Consider the following 17,753-nt stretch of genomic DNA (forward strand, 5'->3'; position numbering starts at 1 on the left):
ATTTTTCTTGTTTTAAAGATAGGAAATTATCTGTTACGTTCGATAATTTCTGCCAATAATTTTTTAGCGCGTAAAAGTTTAACTTTTACGCTGCTTAGAGGCTCGTCAATCTTAATGGCAATTTCCTGATAAGACATTTCCTGAAAATAACGAAGCTGAATTACTTCTTGGTAGTGTGGTTTGAGTTCTTTGATGCATAAAAGCAGACGGGAAAGATTTTGCTCTTTAATTAATGCATCTTCTGCGGAAGGAGTTGGGTCTGCAATGTTATATGCCTGTTGGTCTTCGTTGTCTGTGATTTCAATAAAAAGATTGGTTTTCTTTTTTCTGAGTAAATCAATATAAACGTTTTTAGCAATAGCAATCAACCAGGTGTTGAACTGAAATTCTGAATTATAAGAAGCTATTTTATCAAAAGCTTTAGAAAAAGTTTCTATTGTAATATCCTCTGCCGTGGTTTCGTTTTCAGTTCGTTTGAGCATAAAAGCGTATACCTCATTCCAATAATGATCTAATAAAAAAGTAAAGGCGATCTGATCGCCTTTTTTTGCTTTTTCTATTTTAGAATTTATTTCCAATATACCGGTTTTGAAAAGATATTAGTTATAAAGATATTAATTTGCGTTAATATAAGCGCTATCTCAACAACCGGAAACCAAATTTTAAGGTCATTTTCTTTTAGTTTTCCCGCCGAACATCCAATTACGGTCCAGACAACGGTATAACGTGTCGCTAAAATTGCCAATACAGCGATCCATTGAAATTGAAAAGCCAGCAGAATTATAACTAATAAAAAGAAGAATAATTGTGAGAAGAAAAATAATCCTAACTGCATTTTGTCAAAAAACTTGTAATGTTCTGCAGTAGAAACATGTCTCCTTTTTTGTGTAAACCATTCTCTGAATGTTTTTTTAGGTTTTGAATAGGTAAAACTTTCAGGCGTATAGGAAATAGTTGTATTGTTTTTGTTTGCGGCCTGATTGATAAACAAATCGTCATCACCGGAGCGAACCTGAATATGATCGATAAATCCGTTTACATTAAAAAACTCTTCTTTTTTGTAGGCTAAATTTCGTCCTACACCCATATATGGAAGTCCTGCTTTTGCCCATGAAAAGTATTGAAGCGCTGTTAACACAGTTTCAAAACGAATAATTTTATTTAAAAAAGAACGCTCGATTTTTTCATATCCTCCATATCCTAAAACAATTGTTTTGTTTAGTGTAAATTGTGAAGTCATTGCCGTAATCCATTCTTTAGAAGTTGGATAACAATCTGCATCTGTAAATAATAAATAATCTTTTTTTGCTGCTTTAATTCCAAGTGTTAAAGCGTATTTTTTGTTTCCCCAAAAGGCTTCGTTATTTTCGACTTTTACCAAACGAATATTAGGGAATTCTTTTTCAAATTCTTCAAAAACTTCAAGTGTTTCATCGCTTGATGCGTCATCAATTAAGACAATTTCAAAATCAGGATAATTTTGCTGAGCCAAAAGCGGAATGTATTTTTTTACATTCTCTTCTTCGTTTTTTGCACAAACAATTACAGAAACCGGAAGATTTTTAGGCGTGATATGCTGCGGTTTACTAAAAGCAAACTTTCCAAAAATTCCTAGATAATAAGATAGTTGAACAACAACAATAGCAATAAAAAAGTAAAATATGTATATAAGCATCTGATTTATTTGGTTCTATTAATTTTTTACGTTCTGCGACTGCAAATGTACTTATGAATTCGTAAAATTCAATAGCTGAAGCCGATTTACTTTCGGCATTTTGACATTTCTTTTGCAACAGCAATAGACTGAGGGTTTTTGGTTTTTTCTAATTCGGTTATTATGTTTTTATAATTGTGATCGTCGCGGTTTTGAGAAAGTTTTTTCGTTGCCTGAATTTCTTCAATTTCTATTTCGAATCCAAAAATTCCTCTAGCTTCACGCATTGTTTTTGTCGATAAATCTTCAACTCGAACAGGGTTTTCAGAATTTACTTCGTATTTGTCCACTAATTTTTTTAGCTGTTCTACAGAAGTTTCGTAATCAACAATTTTGATTTTGCCATACACATGTACAGCTATGTAATTCCAGGTTGGAACGTTTTCATGATCGTACCAAGAAGACGAAATATAACTATGAGGGCCAGTGAAAACAGCCAAAACCTCATCGTTTTCTTTGAAACCTTCAGCCTGCGGATTCAGTTTAGAAATATGTCCCTGCAAAATTTCTTTTCCATCTGCATTAACTTCCAATTCTATCGGAATATGCGTGGCGCATAGTTTTCCGTTGGTCTGATTAATCAAGATTCCAAAACTATTTTCTTTTAGAAAGGTTCTGATTTCTTCAGGATTTTCATTTTTGTATAAATCGGGTGTATACATCTCTCTTGTTTTTATTCAATTTGTCACATTGCGCAAAGTCGAAATGTTTTTATGCCAAAAATGACTTTGACTTCGCTCAGTTAGACAATGATTGCTAATTCGTGTTTTAAATCACGTTCACTTCCGCTTCAATTTGAATGCCGAATTTTTCAAAAACGGTTTTTTGCACTTCTTTTGAAACAGCTAAAATTTCCTGTCCTGTGGCGTTTCCGTAATTAACCAAAACCAAGGCTTGGTTTTTATGAACTCCCGCATCACCAAAACGTTTTCCTTTAAAACCGGCCTGTTCAATTAACCATCCCGCAGGAACTTTTACTTCAGTATCTGAAACTTCATAAAACTTCATTTCAGGAAACTTCTCGTGTATTTTTTCAAAATCAGATTTTGATATAATTGGGTTCTTAAAGAAACTGCCGCTGTTTCCTAATTCTTTTGGATCAGGAAGTTTGCTCTGTCTAATCGCAATTACAGCATTGCTGACATCTTTTAATGTTGGTTCAGAAATATTATTTTTTGCTAATTCCGCTAAAATATCTCCGTAAGAAGTATTGATTTTATGATTGCTTTTCGTTAATTTAAAAACAACCGAAGTAATGATGTATTGGTCTTTAACTTCATGCTTAAAAATACTTTCGCGGTAGCCAAAATTACATTCAGCATTATCGAAAGTTTTTAGTTCTTGAGACATAATATTCATGGCTTCGCAAGAAACAAAAGTATCTTTAATCTCGGTTCCGTAAGCGCCGATATTCTGAACTGGTGTTGTGCCCACATTTCCAGGAATCAGCGACATGTTTTCTAATCCGCCAAAATTGTTGTCGATGGTCCAAAGAACGAAATCGTGCCAAGTTTCGCCGGCTTGGCTTTCAACCCAAACAAAATCATCGTTTTCTTTGATTATTTTTTTTCCTTTTAAATCGATATGAATGACCAAAGCATCAATATCTTTGGTCAAAAGCATATTGCTTCCACCTCCTAAAATAAACTTTTTCTCGTTTTTGTTTTCTGCTAAAACTGTTTTCAATTCAGCAATAGAATGTACCGCGACGAATTGTTTTGCACTGGCTTCAATGCCAAAAGTGTTGTGTTTTTTTAAAGAAAAATTGGATTGAATTTCCATAAATAAAAGGCTTTTTAATATAGTTCAAAAGTAAGGATTATAATTTTTTTTTCTAACCGCAAAGACGCAAAGTTTTCGCAAAGTTCGCAAAGCTTTGCGTTCATTGCGTAAATCTTTGCGAACTTTGCGGTTATATTATGTTTGAGAATCAATAAGTTCGTGATACTTCTCCGAAATAACCTTCATATTAATGTCATAATTAGCATTTTCTTCCACAAATTTTCTGTTTCGAATAATAGCCTGATTTCGAGATTCGGCATTTTCAAAAGACCAGATTAATTCATTGGCCAGCATTTCTATGTTGTCAACTTCAATTAATTGTCCATTTTCTCGATGTGTAATCCAGCTTTGATTTCCAGAAATATCTGAAACTACAGGATAGCAACTACAAGCCATCGCTTCAAATAAAGATGCCGAAACGCCTTCTGTAATTGGCATACTAATATAAATGTTTGATTGCTGTAGTAATTTTGGAAGTTCTGTATTTGGAATTCTTCCTGTGAAAATTACTTTATTTTCTATTTGAAGTGCTGTAGCTAAATTTTTTAATGATTGTAATCTTGTTCCATCTCCAACAATTGTAAGTAAAAAATCAATTCCTTTTTGATGTAAAATCCCAAAAGCTTTTAAAATAGAATCGTGCCGATATTCTGGCATTAGCGAACGCGTTACAATCGCTTCAATTTTATTTGAATTGTTTGTTGAAGGAGTAAACAGTGATAAATCGATTCCTTTTGGAAGAACCAGAACTTTATTCATGTCAACTCCAGATGCTTTCATGTGAATTGCCATTACGGAACCCCAGGCATGAATTAAATGTGCTTTTTTAAAAGCATATTTCTGAATGAATTTTTTAAAAGGATACAATTTAGATTCTTCAGGCCATAAATCGGTTCGGCCTTGTTGTGCAATGGCTATAGTTTTAGAACCTGATATTGCAGCTAGAAAACCATAACTTGTAGTTCTTTCGGCAATAACCATGTCTGGTTTTTCTCTTTTGATGATTTTTTGAATAGTAACAGGAGAGAAGAGATACTCTAAAATACGTTTGAATCTTTTATGGTTTGGAGTTTGAAGTTCCCAAGTGATAATGTCAAAATCGCCAAATTCTTTCAAACCTTTCATCCAGGTGATGGCATCGGCGCGGTAAGATTCTCCAAGAAAAAGTATTTTTCTTTTCATTGTAGTTTTTTTTGCCACGAATTCACGAATTATTTTCAACCATAATTGGTTTGTATTAATTCGTGAATTCGTGGCTATTATCTTTTTTATTCCTCAGTTTCTAAAGCGCGATTAATAAAATGATTCAGAGGTTTTAAAGCAATCAGTTTTTTACTCATTTTAGAAACGAAATCTTTTTGAGTCACTTCAGCAATATCATAAACTTGAGTTGCAGTGAAACTTTTTAACTTTAAAAATTCGATTGCAGGATGCTCTTTTTCATAACCACGCGGAGGATTTTTAAGCGAATTGTTTTCGTTTGTGTCTAAATTCCCGAACTCTTTTTTAAATTCTTTGTTGTTTAGAATTTCCTCTAAATCATCATAGAAAAAAGCAATTTCTTTACGGACTTTTTTCAAGTCTTCTGGTTCTGGAGAATAAAATCCGCCGGCAATAAAACTGGCGCCTTTTTCGATGTGAACGTAATAACCCGCGCGATTGGCACCTTTGGCACCTGCCGAAAGCCAAACTCCCAAATGTGCTTTATAAGGAGATTTGTCTTTAGAAAAACGAATATCACGATTGATTCTGAAAGTACAGTTTTTAACTTCCAATAATTCTAATGAAGGATCTAGCGGTTTCATAGCATCCAGAAAATCACTTACCAATTGATGATAATCTTTTTTAAAAACTTCGTATCGTTTTTTATTGTCCTGAAACCATTCTCGATTATTGTTCTTTTTTAAATCGTCTAAAAATTGCAATGATTCTTTCGTTAACATATTCCTTAATATTTATTGCAGTTGTTTTTTAAGTTTTGTTCAGGCTAATTTAATGATTTCTAATTTGGGATTAATGGAGAAAGCTGATACAAATTATATCAATTTTCAGAAACGAAAATTATAAATTAAAAATCTTATAGGTCTGATGTGTAGATTTTACAATAGCTTCTGTTCGTTCAGGGTGAGTATCTGAAATAAAAAGCTGACCAAAAGTCTCACTATTTACCATTTCTACAATTTTGGCAACGCGGGTTTCATCGAGTTTGTCAAAAATATCATCAAACAAAAGAATAGGTTTTACGCCGCTTTGTTTTTTTAGAAATTCAAACTGTGCCAGTTTCAAAGCAATCAAAAAAGATTTCTGTTGTCCCTGAGATCCGAATTTTTTTATCGGATGCGAATCAATTTCAAAAGACAAATCATCTTTATGAATTCCGACAGTTGTATATTGCAAAGCACGATCTTTGTTGACGTTTTCTTTTAAAAGACTAATTAGGTCTTTTTCGAATAAATGACTTTCGTAAACCAATTGTACAGATTCTTCCGATCCTGTTATCGCTTGATGATGTATATTAAATATAGGTATAAAATGTTCCAGAAAATCTTTTCGTTTTTCAAAAATCGATTTTCCGTATTCATTTAATTGCTCATTATATATAGATAAGGTGTCATTGTCAAAAGTATGGTTGAGGGCGAAATATTTCAAAAGGGCATTTCGCTGTACAATTACTTTCTGATATTGAATAAGCTGATGCAAATAAGTAGAATCCAATTGTGAAATTACACTATCCATAAATTTACGACGTGTTTCACTTCCTTCCACAATTAAATCTCTGTCGGCAGGTGAAATAATTACTAACGGAATAAAACCGATATGGTCGGAGAATTTATCGTAAGCTTTTCCATTTCGTTTCAGAACTTTTTTCTGACCTTTTTTTAAACTGCATACCACTTGTTCCGTTCTTTCATTCTTTTCCAGTTCAGCATCAATAACAAAAAACTCTTCACCATGCTTGATGTTTTGAACAGCAAGTGGATTAAAGTAGCTTTTTCCATACGCTAAATGGTAAATTGCATCCAGGACATTGGTTTTTCCGATGCCATTTTTCCCTACGAAACAATTGATTTTGATGTCAAAATCAAAACTTGCTTCGGAAAAGTTTTTATAATTGAATAAAGAAATTTTGTTAAGATGCATTTTTAGGGACTCCAGTGTAAAAAATACTGTTTTTGGACAGTAAAAATTTGAGGGTGCAAATTACCGAAAATTATCGATATAATTGGCTTCAGAGAAGTTTCGAACTGATTTATTTTAACGCTTTCGCGAAAGTACAAGCGAATCCTGAAAATATTTCTTTTTAAAATAGTGATAAAATTGAAATTTTTTACCTCAGTTTCAAGAAAAATTTTATTTTTGCCGTTCACTAAATAAATTTTAAATGGCAACTTACAATAAAAGAGGATATAAGACACCAAAAGAAAAGGAAGTTAAAGAGGTTACTGAAGAACAACAAGTAGTTATTGACGAAAAAGACAGCACAACAGCTGGTGTTTTCTCAAAACTAGATGAAACGGCTTCAAAAACTGAGGATTGGGTGGCTAAAAATCAAAAAATCATTATTGGTTTAGTGGCTGGTATTGCTGTTGCTACAATTGGATATTTGGCTTACCAAAAATTCATTGCAACTCCAAAACAAGAAGAAGCGGCAAGCGAAATGTTTGTTGCTCAGCAAAACTTTGAAAAAGCAGTAAATGGTGTTTCCAGCGATTCATTATTCAAATTGTCATTAAATGGTTCAGAAGGTAAATTCGGATTTATCAAAATCGCTGACGAATATTCTGGAACTGACGCAGGAAATTTAGCTAATTATTATGCGGGTATGGCTTACTTAAATACAGGTAAATTTGATGAGGCTATTAAATATTTAGGTGAATTTAAATCAGAAGATGTAATTTTAAGTGCTTTGGCTAAAGGTGCAACAGGAGATGCTTATTCTCAAAAAAATAACCCAAAAGAAGCTTTATCTTTCTATGTAAAAGCTGCTGAATCTAATAAAAATGACTTTACTACACCTCGTTTCTTGTTAAAAGCAGGAAAAACAGCTTTAGCTTTAGGTCAGAAAGAAGATGCGTTGAAATATTTTAACGACATCAAAGATAATTACGACAGTGCTCCGGAAGCAGCATTCGTTGATGCTTTGATCGGATTAGCACAATAAATATTATTATAGAGTTAAGATTTTAGATTTTAGATTCGTATTTTAGCAGTCTAAAATTTATAAATCTAATATCTAAAATATACAGATGGCTACTGAAAATAAAAATCTATCAGAATACGATAAAAACACAATCCCAAATGCGAAAGACTTTCGATTTGGGATTGTTGTTTCTGAATGGAATGATACTATAACAGAAGGACTTTATAATGGCGCTTTTGACGCTTTGGTTGATTGCGATGTTCCTGCTCAGCAAATTATCCGTTGGAATGTTCCGGGAAGTTTTGAATTAATTTACGGAGCGAAAAAAATGCTTCAGACTCAAAACGTTGATGCCGTAATCGTAATAGGATGCGTTATTCAGGGAGAAACCAAGCATTTTGATTTTGTTTGCGAAGGCGTGACTCAAGGAATTAAAGATTTGAATGTACAGACAGATATTCCGGTTATTTTCTGTGTTTTAACAGATAATAATATGCAGCAGTCTATTGACAGAAGTGGTGGAGTTCACGGAAATAAAGGAACTGAAGCTGCAATTGCAGCGATTAAAATGGCTTACATTCGTCAGCAGGCTTCGATTTCACATGCTTTTAATCAACCATTATTGACTTCAGGAGCGCTTCAAATTGAAGATTCTCCGCGAAAAATAGAAAACGAATAAAACACAATTGTTTTAAAAATATTTAAACCTATACTGTGTCATAACGGTATAGGTTTTTTTGTTTTTTTTATGATGTGTCTTATTCTGAAAGACAACCAAAATTCACTAAATTTGTACTTCTTGGTTTATAAAAACTAATCTAAACTTTAAAACTATTTTTGCTTAATGTCGAGTATTATTCAATTGCTTCCTGATCACGTTGCTAACCAAATTGCTGCTGGAGAAGTGGTTCAAAGACCCGCTTCAGTCGTAAAAGAATTGTTAGAAAATGCTGTTGATGCCAAAGCAACTGATATTAAATTGATTATAAAAGATGCCGGTAAATCACTGGTTCAAGTTATTGATAATGGTGTTGGAATGACCGTTACCGATGCCCGTTTGTGTTTTGCCCGTCATGCAACTTCAAAAATCCGCCAGGCCGAAGATTTATTCTCGCTTGGAACAAAAGGTTTTCGTGGAGAAGCTTTGGCTTCTATTGCGGCGATTGCACACATGGAAATGAAAACCAAGCAGGAACAGGATGAACTTGGAACTCATATTGTAATTGAGGGAAGTAAATTTGTTTCGCAGGAAGTAGCAGTTTTGCCTAAAGGAACTTCATTTGCAGTTAAAAACTTATTTTTTAATATTCCGGCCCGTCGTAATTTCTTAAAGTCAGATACAGTTGAATTCCGTCATGTAATGGATGAGTTTCAGCGTGTGGCATTGGCGCATCCAAATATTCATTTTAGTTTCTATCATAACGGAAGTGAGATGTATAATCTTCCTGCAGCTGGATATCGCCAGAGAATTGTAGGGATTATGTCTGGTAAAACCAATGAAAAACTGGTTCCGGTAAATGAAGATACCGATATTATAAGTATTCAGGGATTTGTATGTAAACCTGAATTCGCGAAGAAAAACAGGGGAGAGCAGTTCTTTTTTGTAAACGATCGTTTTATTAAAAGCGGTTATCTGCATCATGCGGTAATGGCGGCTTACGAAGGTTTGTTAAAAGATGGTTCTCAGCCAAGTTATTTTCTATATCTGCAAGTTCCGCCAAATACAATCGATATTAACATCCATCCGACTAAAACAGAGATTAAGTTTGATGATGAATCGGCTTTATATGCTATTTTAAGAGCTTCGATCAAGCATAGTTTAGGACAGTTTAATGTTGCGCCGGTTTTAGATTTTGACCGGGATTCCAATTTAGATACCCCATATCACTATAAAGATGTGGAAGTTGGAATTCCAACTATTCAGGTTGATGGGACATTTAATCCTTTTACAGATGATAAAACCAATCAGCATTACACTAAAGCAGGTTCAGGATCAAGTTCCGGAAGTTATAGTTCTGGATCTTCTTCGTCTTCCTATTCAAGTTCGGGTTCAGGTTCAAGTTCTTCGTATTCAGGTTATTCTAAACGAGTAGAGCCAACGGCAAGCTGGGAAAGTTTATATGTAGGTTTAGATACTGAGAATCCTGAAAGTATAGAAAGCTCGCCTTTTACATTCGAAAATGAAGAAGTTACTTCTTCATTGTTTAATGATGACGAAGTGGAACAGGCAACTCAGAAAACGTATCAGATTCATAAAAAATATATTGTTTCGCCAATTAAATCAGGAATGATCATTGTGGATCAGCAGCGTGCACATCAGCGTATTCTGTACGAGCAGTTTTTGCTGAATATGACGGTAAATCAGGCGTCGAGTCAGCAATTGCTTTTTCCGCTGGATTTGTTCTATTCTGCTTCAGAAATGAAACAGATCGAAGAGCTGAAACCATCGCTGGAAACTACGGGATTTGTTTTTGATGATTCGAAATCAGATCATATTGTTGTATCAGGAATTCCTGTAAATATCACAGAAAGTGAAGTTTCTATGGTTATCGAACAATTGCTGAGCGATTTGCAGGATGGAATTCCGGCAAACAGTTATAGTCAGAATGATACAATTGCCAAATCGATGGCTAAAAGCTTAGCGGTTAAAACAGGATCTTATTTAACCGAAAAAGAACAGGATAATTTGGTAAACGGTTTGTTTGCCTGTAAAGATCCAAATATTTCACCTTTTCAAAAACCTACTTTCATTACGATGCGTGTGGAAGATATAGATAAAAAATTTGCTTTATGATGAATATGACTCCGGTAGTTAAACAGCTACTTATTATTAATATTATATTTTTTATTGGCTCTCAACTTGTGCCAATTTCTTATGAATATTTTGCGATGTTCTTTCCTGAAAATCCGAGTTTTCAAGTTTGGCAGCCTATCACCCACATGTTTATGCATGGAGGAATTATGCATATTGCGTTTAATATGTTTGCATTAGTTTCTTTTGGATCTGCCTTAGAGCATTTTTGGGGAGGTAAGAAATTTTTGTTTTTTTATATTTCTTGTGGTTTAGGTTCTGCATTGCTTCATACTGCAGTTAATTATTACTTTTTTGAGGATACAATTAATATCTTAACAGCAAATGGTTTTCATAAGGCCGACATATTGAATATTTTAAGCCAGGGAAAAATTGATACCAGATGGCAAAATTTAGTAAATCCAGCTCAGTTTGATGGTTTTACAAGTGCTTACATAGGAACTGTTGTAGGAGCTTCTGGTGCTATTTATGGATTGCTTACTGCTTTTGCGTTTATGTTTCCAAATGCTGAATTAGCTCTTATGTTTATTCCGGTTCCAATTAAAGCGAAATACTTTGTTCCTGGACTTTTGTTAATCGATTTGTTCTTAGGTGTTAAAGGAACTTCTTTGTTTGGTGGAGGTGGTACAGGTATCGCTCATTTTGCACACGTTGGAGGAGCAATTACTGGTTTCTTGATGATGTGGTACTGGAAAAAAAATCAGTTTAATAACAATCGTTGGAATTAATTTTTAACTTTAAGATTAAATTCTAAAACCAAAAGAAGTTTCTATGAATATCCTGGACGATTTAAAATTACAATATAGATTGGGAGGTATTGCTATGCGTGTTATTTATTGGAACATTGCATGTTTTATTGTTTCTCTGCTATTTTTCTATCAGTATTCAAGTGGTCTGTTTGATTTTCCAAGCTGGATTGCATTATCGTCAGATCCACAGGTTTTCATGTTTAAACCGTGGACTTTTTTAACGTACGCTTTTTTTCATGACGGATTTCTTCATCTGTTGTTCAATATGATGGTGCTTAACTTTGCCAGCCAGCTTTTTCTAACTTATTTTACTCAAAAGCAATATTTAGGGTTGTATCTTTTAAGTGCAATTTTTGCAGGAATTGTTTTTGCTTTGAGTTTTTACGTTTTAGGAACTGCTGCTTCAATAGTTGGTGCATCGGCGGCTATTATGGCAATTTTAGTTGCTGCAACGACATACTCTCCGTTAATGAATGTTCGATTGTTTCTCTTTGGAAATGTCAAGCTGTGGCATATTACCGCTGTAATTTTAGTTTTAGATTTAATGCAGTTTCGCCTGGGAAATACCGGTGGCCATATTTCGCATCTCGCAGGTGCTTTATTCGGCTTTATTTATATTAAACTATTACAAAACGGTACCGATTTAAGTATCATTGTTTCCAGAACATTAGATTTTTTTGCAAATCTTTTTAGAAAATCTCCTTCGACCCCATTTACAAAAGTTCATAAAAATTACAAAAAACCTACCGAAAAATCTGGATCAAGAATTGTTACGAAAGACAAAACGCAACAACAAATTGATGAGATTTTGGATAAAATCAGTCAGTCTGGTTATGATTGTCTGACTAAAGAAGAAAAAGAGTTTTTATTTAAAGCTGGAAAATAAACTTGTAGGAAATAAATATGAAAAACCTTTCCTGGTTTAATAAGATAATGTTCTTTTTGAATATAGTGCTGACTGTGCTTACATTTAGCGTTTATATTCTTCCGTTTTTAGCACCTAAGAGCTTTCCGCTTTTATCGGTGCTTACTTTGTTTATGCCTGCTTTTTTTGTTGCCAATGCGTTGTTCTTTATATACTGGGGAATTCAGTTTAAAAAACGCCTTATTTTGTCCGGATTGGTTTTGCTTACCGGAATCACATTTATTAGCAAGTTCTATAAATTTTCGGCTAAAGAATATGTTCAGGACGAGAAAGATTTTTCTATAATGAGTTATAATGTTCGTCTTTTTAATGTTTTTAAATGGCTCGATCGTGACGATATTCCTGAAAACATTAAAGCTTTTATAGATGAGAAAGATCCTGATATTTTATGTATCCAGGAGTATTCTAATTCTGCTCATCTGGATTTAAAAGTATATCCGCACCGTTATATATTTATTGATGGTAAAAAGATAAAAACAGGTCAGGCTATTTTTTCTAAGTTTCCAATTATTGATGAAGGCAAGATCGTATTTCCTAAGTCTGATAATAATGTGGTTTATGCTGATATTAAACGCGGAAAAGATGTTATCCGGGTTTATAATATGCATTTACAGTCCATAAAAATATCTCCTGATGTAAGTGAGATTTCTGATGATATTGATAATGTGAATCAGAAGAAGTCACAGCGTATTTATGGCAGAATTAGTAAAGGATTCACACAACAACAAGAGCAGGCGGAAATCTTTAAAGAGCATATTAAAAAATGCAAATATCCAATTATTATTTGCGGAGATATGAATAATAGTCCGTTTTCGTATGTGTACAGAAGTATAAAAGGAAAACTTAAAGATGCTTTTGAAGAGGCGGGAGAAGGTTTTGGAGCGACTTATAAGTTTAAATATTATCCTGCCCGCATTGATTATATTTTTACTGACAGTAAAATGAAAGTAAAACAGTTTGAAAGCTTTTCTGATTTTGAAAATTCAGATCATTATCCAATCATGACAAGGCTTTCAATAGATCAATTTTAGGGGGGAAGTTATGAGATATATGTTATATGTTGAAAGTTTAAGAAAGCTTATAACTTAAACTAATTTCTGAGTCTTTAAATAATCTGCTGCAAATTTCCCTTCATTAAAAAGCAAATCCAAAACACTTAAATTATTGATGAAACCATGTTTGTCGTCAAAAACCTGTGTGTATTTTTCGAATGAATTGTTGTCTTTTTTTCCGTTTGCTAAATATCTAAAATCGGTAAAATTGGGTGTTTCGTGAAAATATTCAGTAGTTTTTCCAAATTCAAATTTCATTCGAAGACATTTAGTTACAATATCTAATACTTCGAAGTTTAAATCCATTAAAAAAGTGTGTTTTTTTTCGAAAACCGGAACAATATCATCTTCAAAGTACTCAAAGAAAGGAGAGCTTCTGTAAGCTGCTTCAAGTGATTTAAAATGCTGTTTCTGCCAGTCAAAATCATTTTCAATCAAAATGTCTTTGGTTTTTTGATGTGCTTCTTTTGAATGCTTAACGGGAATATTTAATAATTGAATTCCGTTTGGACTATAGATATAGGTTCTGTTTCTATTCGTCTGTTTCTGAAAATTATCCTCCATTTCAAAAGTAATTTTGTTAGATTGTGCAATTACAGCAAAATGACTGATAGACGGAAAATAGGTAGGAAGTATTAAGGAATTCATGTTTGTCGTTCTTTGTTTAAAAGTTTCAGGTTTCAGATTTCAAGTTTTGTATGAACTTGAAATCTGAAACCTGAAACAAAAATAACATTTTTTTAATTATGCTTTATTTTCTCTTCTTTTTCTCCACACAAAATCTCCAACGAAATAAAGTGCAAGAGCAATTAAGAAATATTTAAAGTAAGATTGTGGCTGCCCTTCACCATCAACAGTGGTGAAAACTCTGCTCCAGCGAATTTTATTGATGCCTTTTCCATTAGTATCCCAGCTCATCCAGATAAATACCGGCTTTCCTACGATGTGATTTTCCGGAACATAACCCCAATAACGGCTGTCTTCAGAGTTATGACGGTTATCTCCCATCATCCAGTAATAGTTTTGCTTGAAAGTGTAAGTAGTTGCAGGTTTTCCGTTGATTAAGAATTTAGAACCTTCTATTGCTAGTGTGTTTCCTTCGTAATTAGTGATGATTTCTTTGTAAAATGGAAGGGATGTGTTTGTTAAGGCAACTGTTTTTCCTGCTTCAGGAATATAGATTGGTCCCATATTGTCCTGACTCCATTTATCAATATGTGGAAATATTCTGTTGTCATCCGTTCTGTCAATTTTGCGTATTACTGCGGTAACGCCCGGAGTATTTTTAAATCTTTCCGCACTAGCTTCTGTTAGCGCTCCTAAATAAAGGGTATCCCTTTTTTCAGATGTAAAACCTGCAGCATCTGTTATGTCTAACTCTTTAAATAAGCTTTCAAAATCAATTGGAGTTTTTCCGTCTAGTGCTACAGAGTAAGAATACTGTGGTTTAGCTCTTTCTGGTAAAACTAATTTTTTTCCATTGATAAAAACAAATCCATCTTTGATTGATAAACTGTCTCCAGGAATACCCACACATCTTTTTACATAGTTTGATTTCTTGTCAATAGGCTTGATAACGCCTGGTCTGCCTTTTGGTTCAAAGAAATAATGAACCGTATCGACTGGCCAGTTAAAGACGACAATGTCGCATCGTTTAATTTTTTGAATGGCAGGAAGTCTAAAATATGGTAATTGCGGCCAGCTTAAATAAGATTTACTTTTAGTTAAAGGGATGGAGTCGTGAACCATTGGTAATGCTACCGTTGTCATTGGAACTCGTGGGCCGTAATTTAATTTACTTACGAACAAGAAATCGCCAATTAATAAAGATTTCTCTAAAGAGGATGTTGGAATTGTGTAAGGTTGTACTACATAAGTGTGTACTAAAGTAGCAACAATAATTGCAAAAAGTAATGAGCTGACAGTGTCTGCTGTTTTGTTTTCAGGTGTTAATTTACGATCCTTACGATACTCTAACTTTTGAGTGTAATTTACATAGTAGATGTAAAATCCCAGAGTGAAAAGACCTAAAATAGTATCTAAAGTTGATCTTTTATTAAATGTTCTCAAAGTTTCTACCCAAACAACCGGAAACATAATCAGGTTGATAATTGGAATAAAAAGTAATAATGTCCACCAGGTAGGTCGTCCAATAATCTTCATTAAAACAATTGAATTGTATACCGGAACTGCAGCTTCCCAGCTTTTTCTTCCTGCTGCCTGATACAATTTCCATGTACCAAGAAAATGAATAATCTGTACAGCTAAGAAAAATACGAACCAAGAGTAAAGTGTCATAATAATGTATTTTAAGTTTCAAATTCAGGATCTATCGACTGTGAAGGATCCTGAATTTTGTCGGTTTATTGTAAGTTTAAAACATCTTTCATGCTGAAAATTCCTTGCTTTCCTGCAAGCCATTCTGCAGCGACAACAGCGCCAAGTGCAAAACCTTCGCGGTTGTGTGCGGTATGTTTTATTTCTATGCTATCGATGGCTGAATCGTAATTTACGGTGTGAGTGCCCGGAACTTCTCCAATTCTTTTAGCTTCAATACGAATTTCATTGTTTTTAGCTTCTTCCAGAGTCCAGTTAGAATAATTGCTGTTTTCAATAACACCTTGTGCAAGAGAAATTGCAGTACCACTTGGAGCGTCTAGTTTATGAATGTGATGAATCTCTTCCATTGAAACTTTATAAGAGTCAAATTGTTTCATGATTTTAGCTAAATATTCATTCAATCCGAAGAAGATATTTACACCTAAACTAAAGTTTGAACTAGAGATGAAACCACCTTTTTTTTCATTACAAAGAGCAATCATTTCATCATAATGTTCTAACCATCCTGTTGTACCTGAAACTACAGGGACATTGGCGTTAAAAGCAGCACATATATTGCTTACTGCAGCTGTCGGAACGCTGAAATCTATGGCAACATCGGCTGTTGAAAGTCCATCATAGGTGTTAAATTCATCTTTCTTTAAAACTATTTCATGGCCTCTTTCTAAAGCAATTCTTTCAATTACTTTACCCATTTTTCCGTATCCTAAAAGCGCAATTTTCATTATGATTATTTTTTTGTTTTTTAAATAGAATTGAATCTATTAAAATGTATAATTAAAGGTTAGACCGACGTTTGGTTTAAATGTTACATCAGCGGGATAAATTTCAGGACGCATTGATAGTCTCTCGTTTACGTTAAACTGAATCAAAGCTGCATCGACATTGGCATCTATTATGTTGAGAACATAAAAACCGACTACAAATAAGGCAGATAAATCTCTGTTTCTTTGGTAAAATTTCTGTCCAGCTATAAGTCGGCTGTCGTCAAGAAAATCGTATTTACCACCAGTCCCTGGACCATAGCCTTCGAGTCTTCGTTTGTATTCGTCTCGATAATCGTGGTATTTTTTATTGTTGTCTATGTAGAAATACAAACTGGTTCCAATTGCTCCGTAAACCAATGGGATTTTCCAGTATTTTTTGTTGTATGCTTGACCTAAACCAGGTAAAATAGCAGAATAAAAGGCTGCTTTTGCTGGTGTAAGCGGATCTATTTCTTGTAATGCAGTGGTGTCTTTTACGACCAAAACCGTGTCTTTTTTTACCTGGGCAAAAAGAGAAACGGTTCCTGTTAGAAAGAACAATAGACCGATGGGGACAATTTTATTCACTATCCGTTTATTAATTTTATAATTCTGTTAAAGTCAGCTTCAGAATTAAATGGAATTGTAATTTTTCCTTTTCCGTTACCAGCGACTTTTATATCAACTTTCGAACCAAAATAATCGTTGAAAGTGTTTTTTTGAGTTTCTCTTACTTGAAATGCAGAATCAGCTTTTGGTTTTCCTTCTGCTTTTGGCTGAAGGCCTTCGTGATAATTTTTTACTAAAGCTTCTGTCTCACGAACAGATAAATTCTGGCTTACTATTTTTTGGTAAATATCAGTTTGAACGTCTAAATCTTCAATGTTGATAATTGCTCTACCATGTCCCATACTGATAAAACCATCACGAATTCCAGTTTGGATAATCGGATCTAATTTTAAAAGACGTAAATAGTTGGCAATTGTAGAACGTTTTTTTCCAACTCTTTCACTCATTTGTTCCTGAGTTAGTTGAATTTCGTCAATCAAACGCTGATATGAAAGTGCAATCTCAATTGGGTCTAAGTCATGACGCTGAATGTTTTCAACCAAGGCCATAACCAAAGATTCGTTGTCATTTGCAATTCTAATATAAGCAGGAACAGTTGTTAAGCCTACTAACTTAGAAGCACGAAGACGACGTTCTCCAGAGATTAACTGATATTTATTGAAATCTAATTTACGAACAGTAATAGGTTGAATTACGCCAAGTTCTTTAATAGAAGTGGCTAATTCGCGTAAAGATTCTTCATTAAAATTGCTTCTAGGCTGAAACGGATTTATTTCAATAGCGCTTATCTCAAGTTCAATGATATTTCCAACAACTTTGTCAGCATTTTTGTCTTCTACTGATTGAATGTCGTTTTCTGGATCTTTTAATAAGGCAGATAATCCTCTTCCTAAGGCTTGTTTTTTAATTACTTTTGTCATAA

General features: G+C 33.8%; 18 protein-coding genes. 6 read left to right on the forward strand and 12 right to left on the reverse strand.

What is annotated here, in order from left to right; all coding sequences use genetic code 11:
* Positions 1 to 26: 26 nt before the first annotated feature.
* From ACFS3A_RS06445 to recF, 7 genes are all read right to left on the reverse strand, one after another.
* A complete protein-coding gene (locus ACFS3A_RS06445) occupies positions 27 to 578 on the reverse strand; it encodes an RNA polymerase sigma factor (protein WP_379824601.1) in 552 nt (183 codons plus the stop codon).
* Positions 569 to 1,675, reverse strand: a complete 1,107-nt coding sequence (locus ACFS3A_RS06450; protein ID WP_379824603.1) for a glycosyltransferase — start codon at positions 1,673 to 1,675, stop codon at positions 569 to 571. The genes ACFS3A_RS06445 and ACFS3A_RS06450 overlap by 10 nt, the downstream gene beginning before the upstream one ends.
* Positions 1,676 to 1,761: 86 nt before the next feature.
* Positions 1,762 to 2,376 (reverse strand): FMN-binding negative transcriptional regulator, encoded by a 615-nt coding sequence (locus ACFS3A_RS06455; RefSeq protein WP_379824604.1) that lies wholly within the window; start codon positions 2,374 to 2,376, stop codon positions 1,762 to 1,764.
* A gap of 106 nt (positions 2,377 to 2,482) precedes the next feature.
* On the reverse strand, positions 2,483 to 3,496 hold the full coding sequence (gene murB / locus ACFS3A_RS06460; RefSeq protein WP_379824605.1) for a UDP-N-acetylmuramate dehydrogenase: 1,014 nt from the start codon (positions 3,494 to 3,496) through the stop codon (positions 2,483 to 2,485).
* Between the two features lie 135 nt (positions 3,497 to 3,631).
* On the reverse strand, positions 3,632 to 4,678 hold the full coding sequence (locus tag ACFS3A_RS06465) for a glycosyltransferase (RefSeq protein ID WP_379824606.1): 1,047 nt from the start codon (positions 4,676 to 4,678) through the stop codon (positions 3,632 to 3,634).
* Between the two features lie 86 nt (positions 4,679 to 4,764).
* Complete coding sequence (locus tag ACFS3A_RS06470; protein WP_379824607.1) at positions 4,765 to 5,439, reverse strand: DUF2461 domain-containing protein; 675 nt, start codon at positions 5,437 to 5,439, stop codon at positions 4,765 to 4,767.
* A 118-nt stretch (positions 5,440 to 5,557) separates the two neighbouring features.
* On the reverse strand, positions 5,558 to 6,637 hold the full coding sequence (recF, locus tag ACFS3A_RS06475) for a DNA replication/repair protein RecF (RefSeq protein ID WP_379824608.1): 1,080 nt from the start codon (positions 6,635 to 6,637) through the stop codon (positions 5,558 to 5,560).
* Between the two features lie 241 nt (positions 6,638 to 6,878).
* Here recF and ACFS3A_RS06480 point away from each other — a divergent pair, with 241 nt between their 5' ends.
* The 6 genes from ACFS3A_RS06480 to ACFS3A_RS06505 all read left to right on the forward strand — a co-directional run bounded on the left by ACFS3A_RS06480 (position 6,879) and on the right by ACFS3A_RS06505 (position 13,154).
* Positions 6,879 to 7,658, forward strand: a complete 780-nt coding sequence (locus tag ACFS3A_RS06480; protein WP_379824609.1) for a tetratricopeptide repeat protein — start codon at positions 6,879 to 6,881, stop codon at positions 7,656 to 7,658.
* 85 nt (positions 7,659 to 7,743) lie between these two features.
* On the forward strand, positions 7,744 to 8,316 hold the full coding sequence (gene ribH, locus ACFS3A_RS06485) for a 6,7-dimethyl-8-ribityllumazine synthase (protein WP_179007973.1): 573 nt from the start codon (positions 7,744 to 7,746) through the stop codon (positions 8,314 to 8,316).
* Positions 8,317 to 8,481: 165 nt separating this feature from the next.
* Positions 8,482 to 10,431, forward strand: coding sequence for a DNA mismatch repair endonuclease MutL (gene mutL / locus ACFS3A_RS06490; RefSeq protein ID WP_379824611.1), 1,950 nt, complete (start codon positions 8,482 to 8,484; stop codon positions 10,429 to 10,431).
* Positions 10,428 to 11,177 carry a rhomboid family intramembrane serine protease gene (locus tag ACFS3A_RS06495; RefSeq protein ID WP_379824612.1) on the forward strand — a complete coding sequence of 250 codons (750 nt, stop codon included), beginning with the start codon at positions 10,428 to 10,430 and terminating at the stop codon, positions 11,175 to 11,177. Before mutL ends, ACFS3A_RS06495 begins: the two co-directional genes overlap by 4 nt.
* Before the next feature lie 43 nt (positions 11,178 to 11,220).
* Entirely contained in the window at positions 11,221 to 12,084 is an 864-nt protein-coding gene (locus tag ACFS3A_RS06500; RefSeq protein WP_379824613.1) for a rhomboid family intramembrane serine protease, read from the forward strand.
* 17 nt (positions 12,085 to 12,101) lie between these two features.
* The gene (locus ACFS3A_RS06505) at positions 12,102 to 13,154 is read left to right on the forward strand and encodes an endonuclease/exonuclease/phosphatase family protein (RefSeq protein WP_379824614.1); all 1,053 of its coding nucleotides are present in this window, start codon (positions 12,102 to 12,104) and stop codon (positions 13,152 to 13,154) included.
* A gap of 54 nt (positions 13,155 to 13,208) precedes the next feature.
* Here the strand turns inward: ACFS3A_RS06505 and ACFS3A_RS06510 are convergent, their stop codons facing one another.
* From ACFS3A_RS06510 to ACFS3A_RS06530, 5 genes are all read right to left on the reverse strand, one after another.
* Positions 13,209 to 13,823 (reverse strand): WbqC family protein, encoded by a 615-nt coding sequence (locus ACFS3A_RS06510; RefSeq protein ID WP_379824616.1) that lies wholly within the window; start codon positions 13,821 to 13,823, stop codon positions 13,209 to 13,211.
* A gap of 96 nt (positions 13,824 to 13,919) precedes the next feature.
* Positions 13,920 to 15,473 (reverse strand): signal peptidase I, encoded by a 1,554-nt coding sequence (lepB, locus tag ACFS3A_RS06515; RefSeq protein ID WP_379824618.1) that lies wholly within the window; start codon positions 15,471 to 15,473, stop codon positions 13,920 to 13,922.
* Positions 15,474 to 15,538: 65 nt separating this feature from the next.
* Positions 15,539 to 16,240: a 4-hydroxy-tetrahydrodipicolinate reductase gene (gene dapB / locus ACFS3A_RS06520; protein WP_379824619.1), complete on the reverse strand. Its 702-nt coding sequence runs from the start codon at positions 16,238 to 16,240 to the stop codon at positions 15,539 to 15,541.
* 39 nt (positions 16,241 to 16,279) lie between these two features.
* A complete protein-coding gene (locus ACFS3A_RS06525) occupies positions 16,280 to 16,849 on the reverse strand; it encodes a DUF5683 domain-containing protein (RefSeq protein ID WP_379824620.1) in 570 nt (189 codons plus the stop codon).
* On the reverse strand, positions 16,849 to 17,751 hold the full coding sequence (locus ACFS3A_RS06530) for a ParB/RepB/Spo0J family partition protein (protein WP_379824622.1): 903 nt from the start codon (positions 17,749 to 17,751) through the stop codon (positions 16,849 to 16,851). Before ACFS3A_RS06530 ends, ACFS3A_RS06525 begins: the two co-directional genes overlap by 1 nt.
* Positions 17,752 to 17,753 lie beyond the last annotated feature (2 nt).

Origin of the sequence: Flavobacterium notoginsengisoli (assembly GCF_042686225.1) — a bacterium.
Taxonomy (GTDB): Bacteria; Bacteroidota; Bacteroidia; order Flavobacteriales; family Flavobacteriaceae; genus Flavobacterium; species Flavobacterium notoginsengisoli.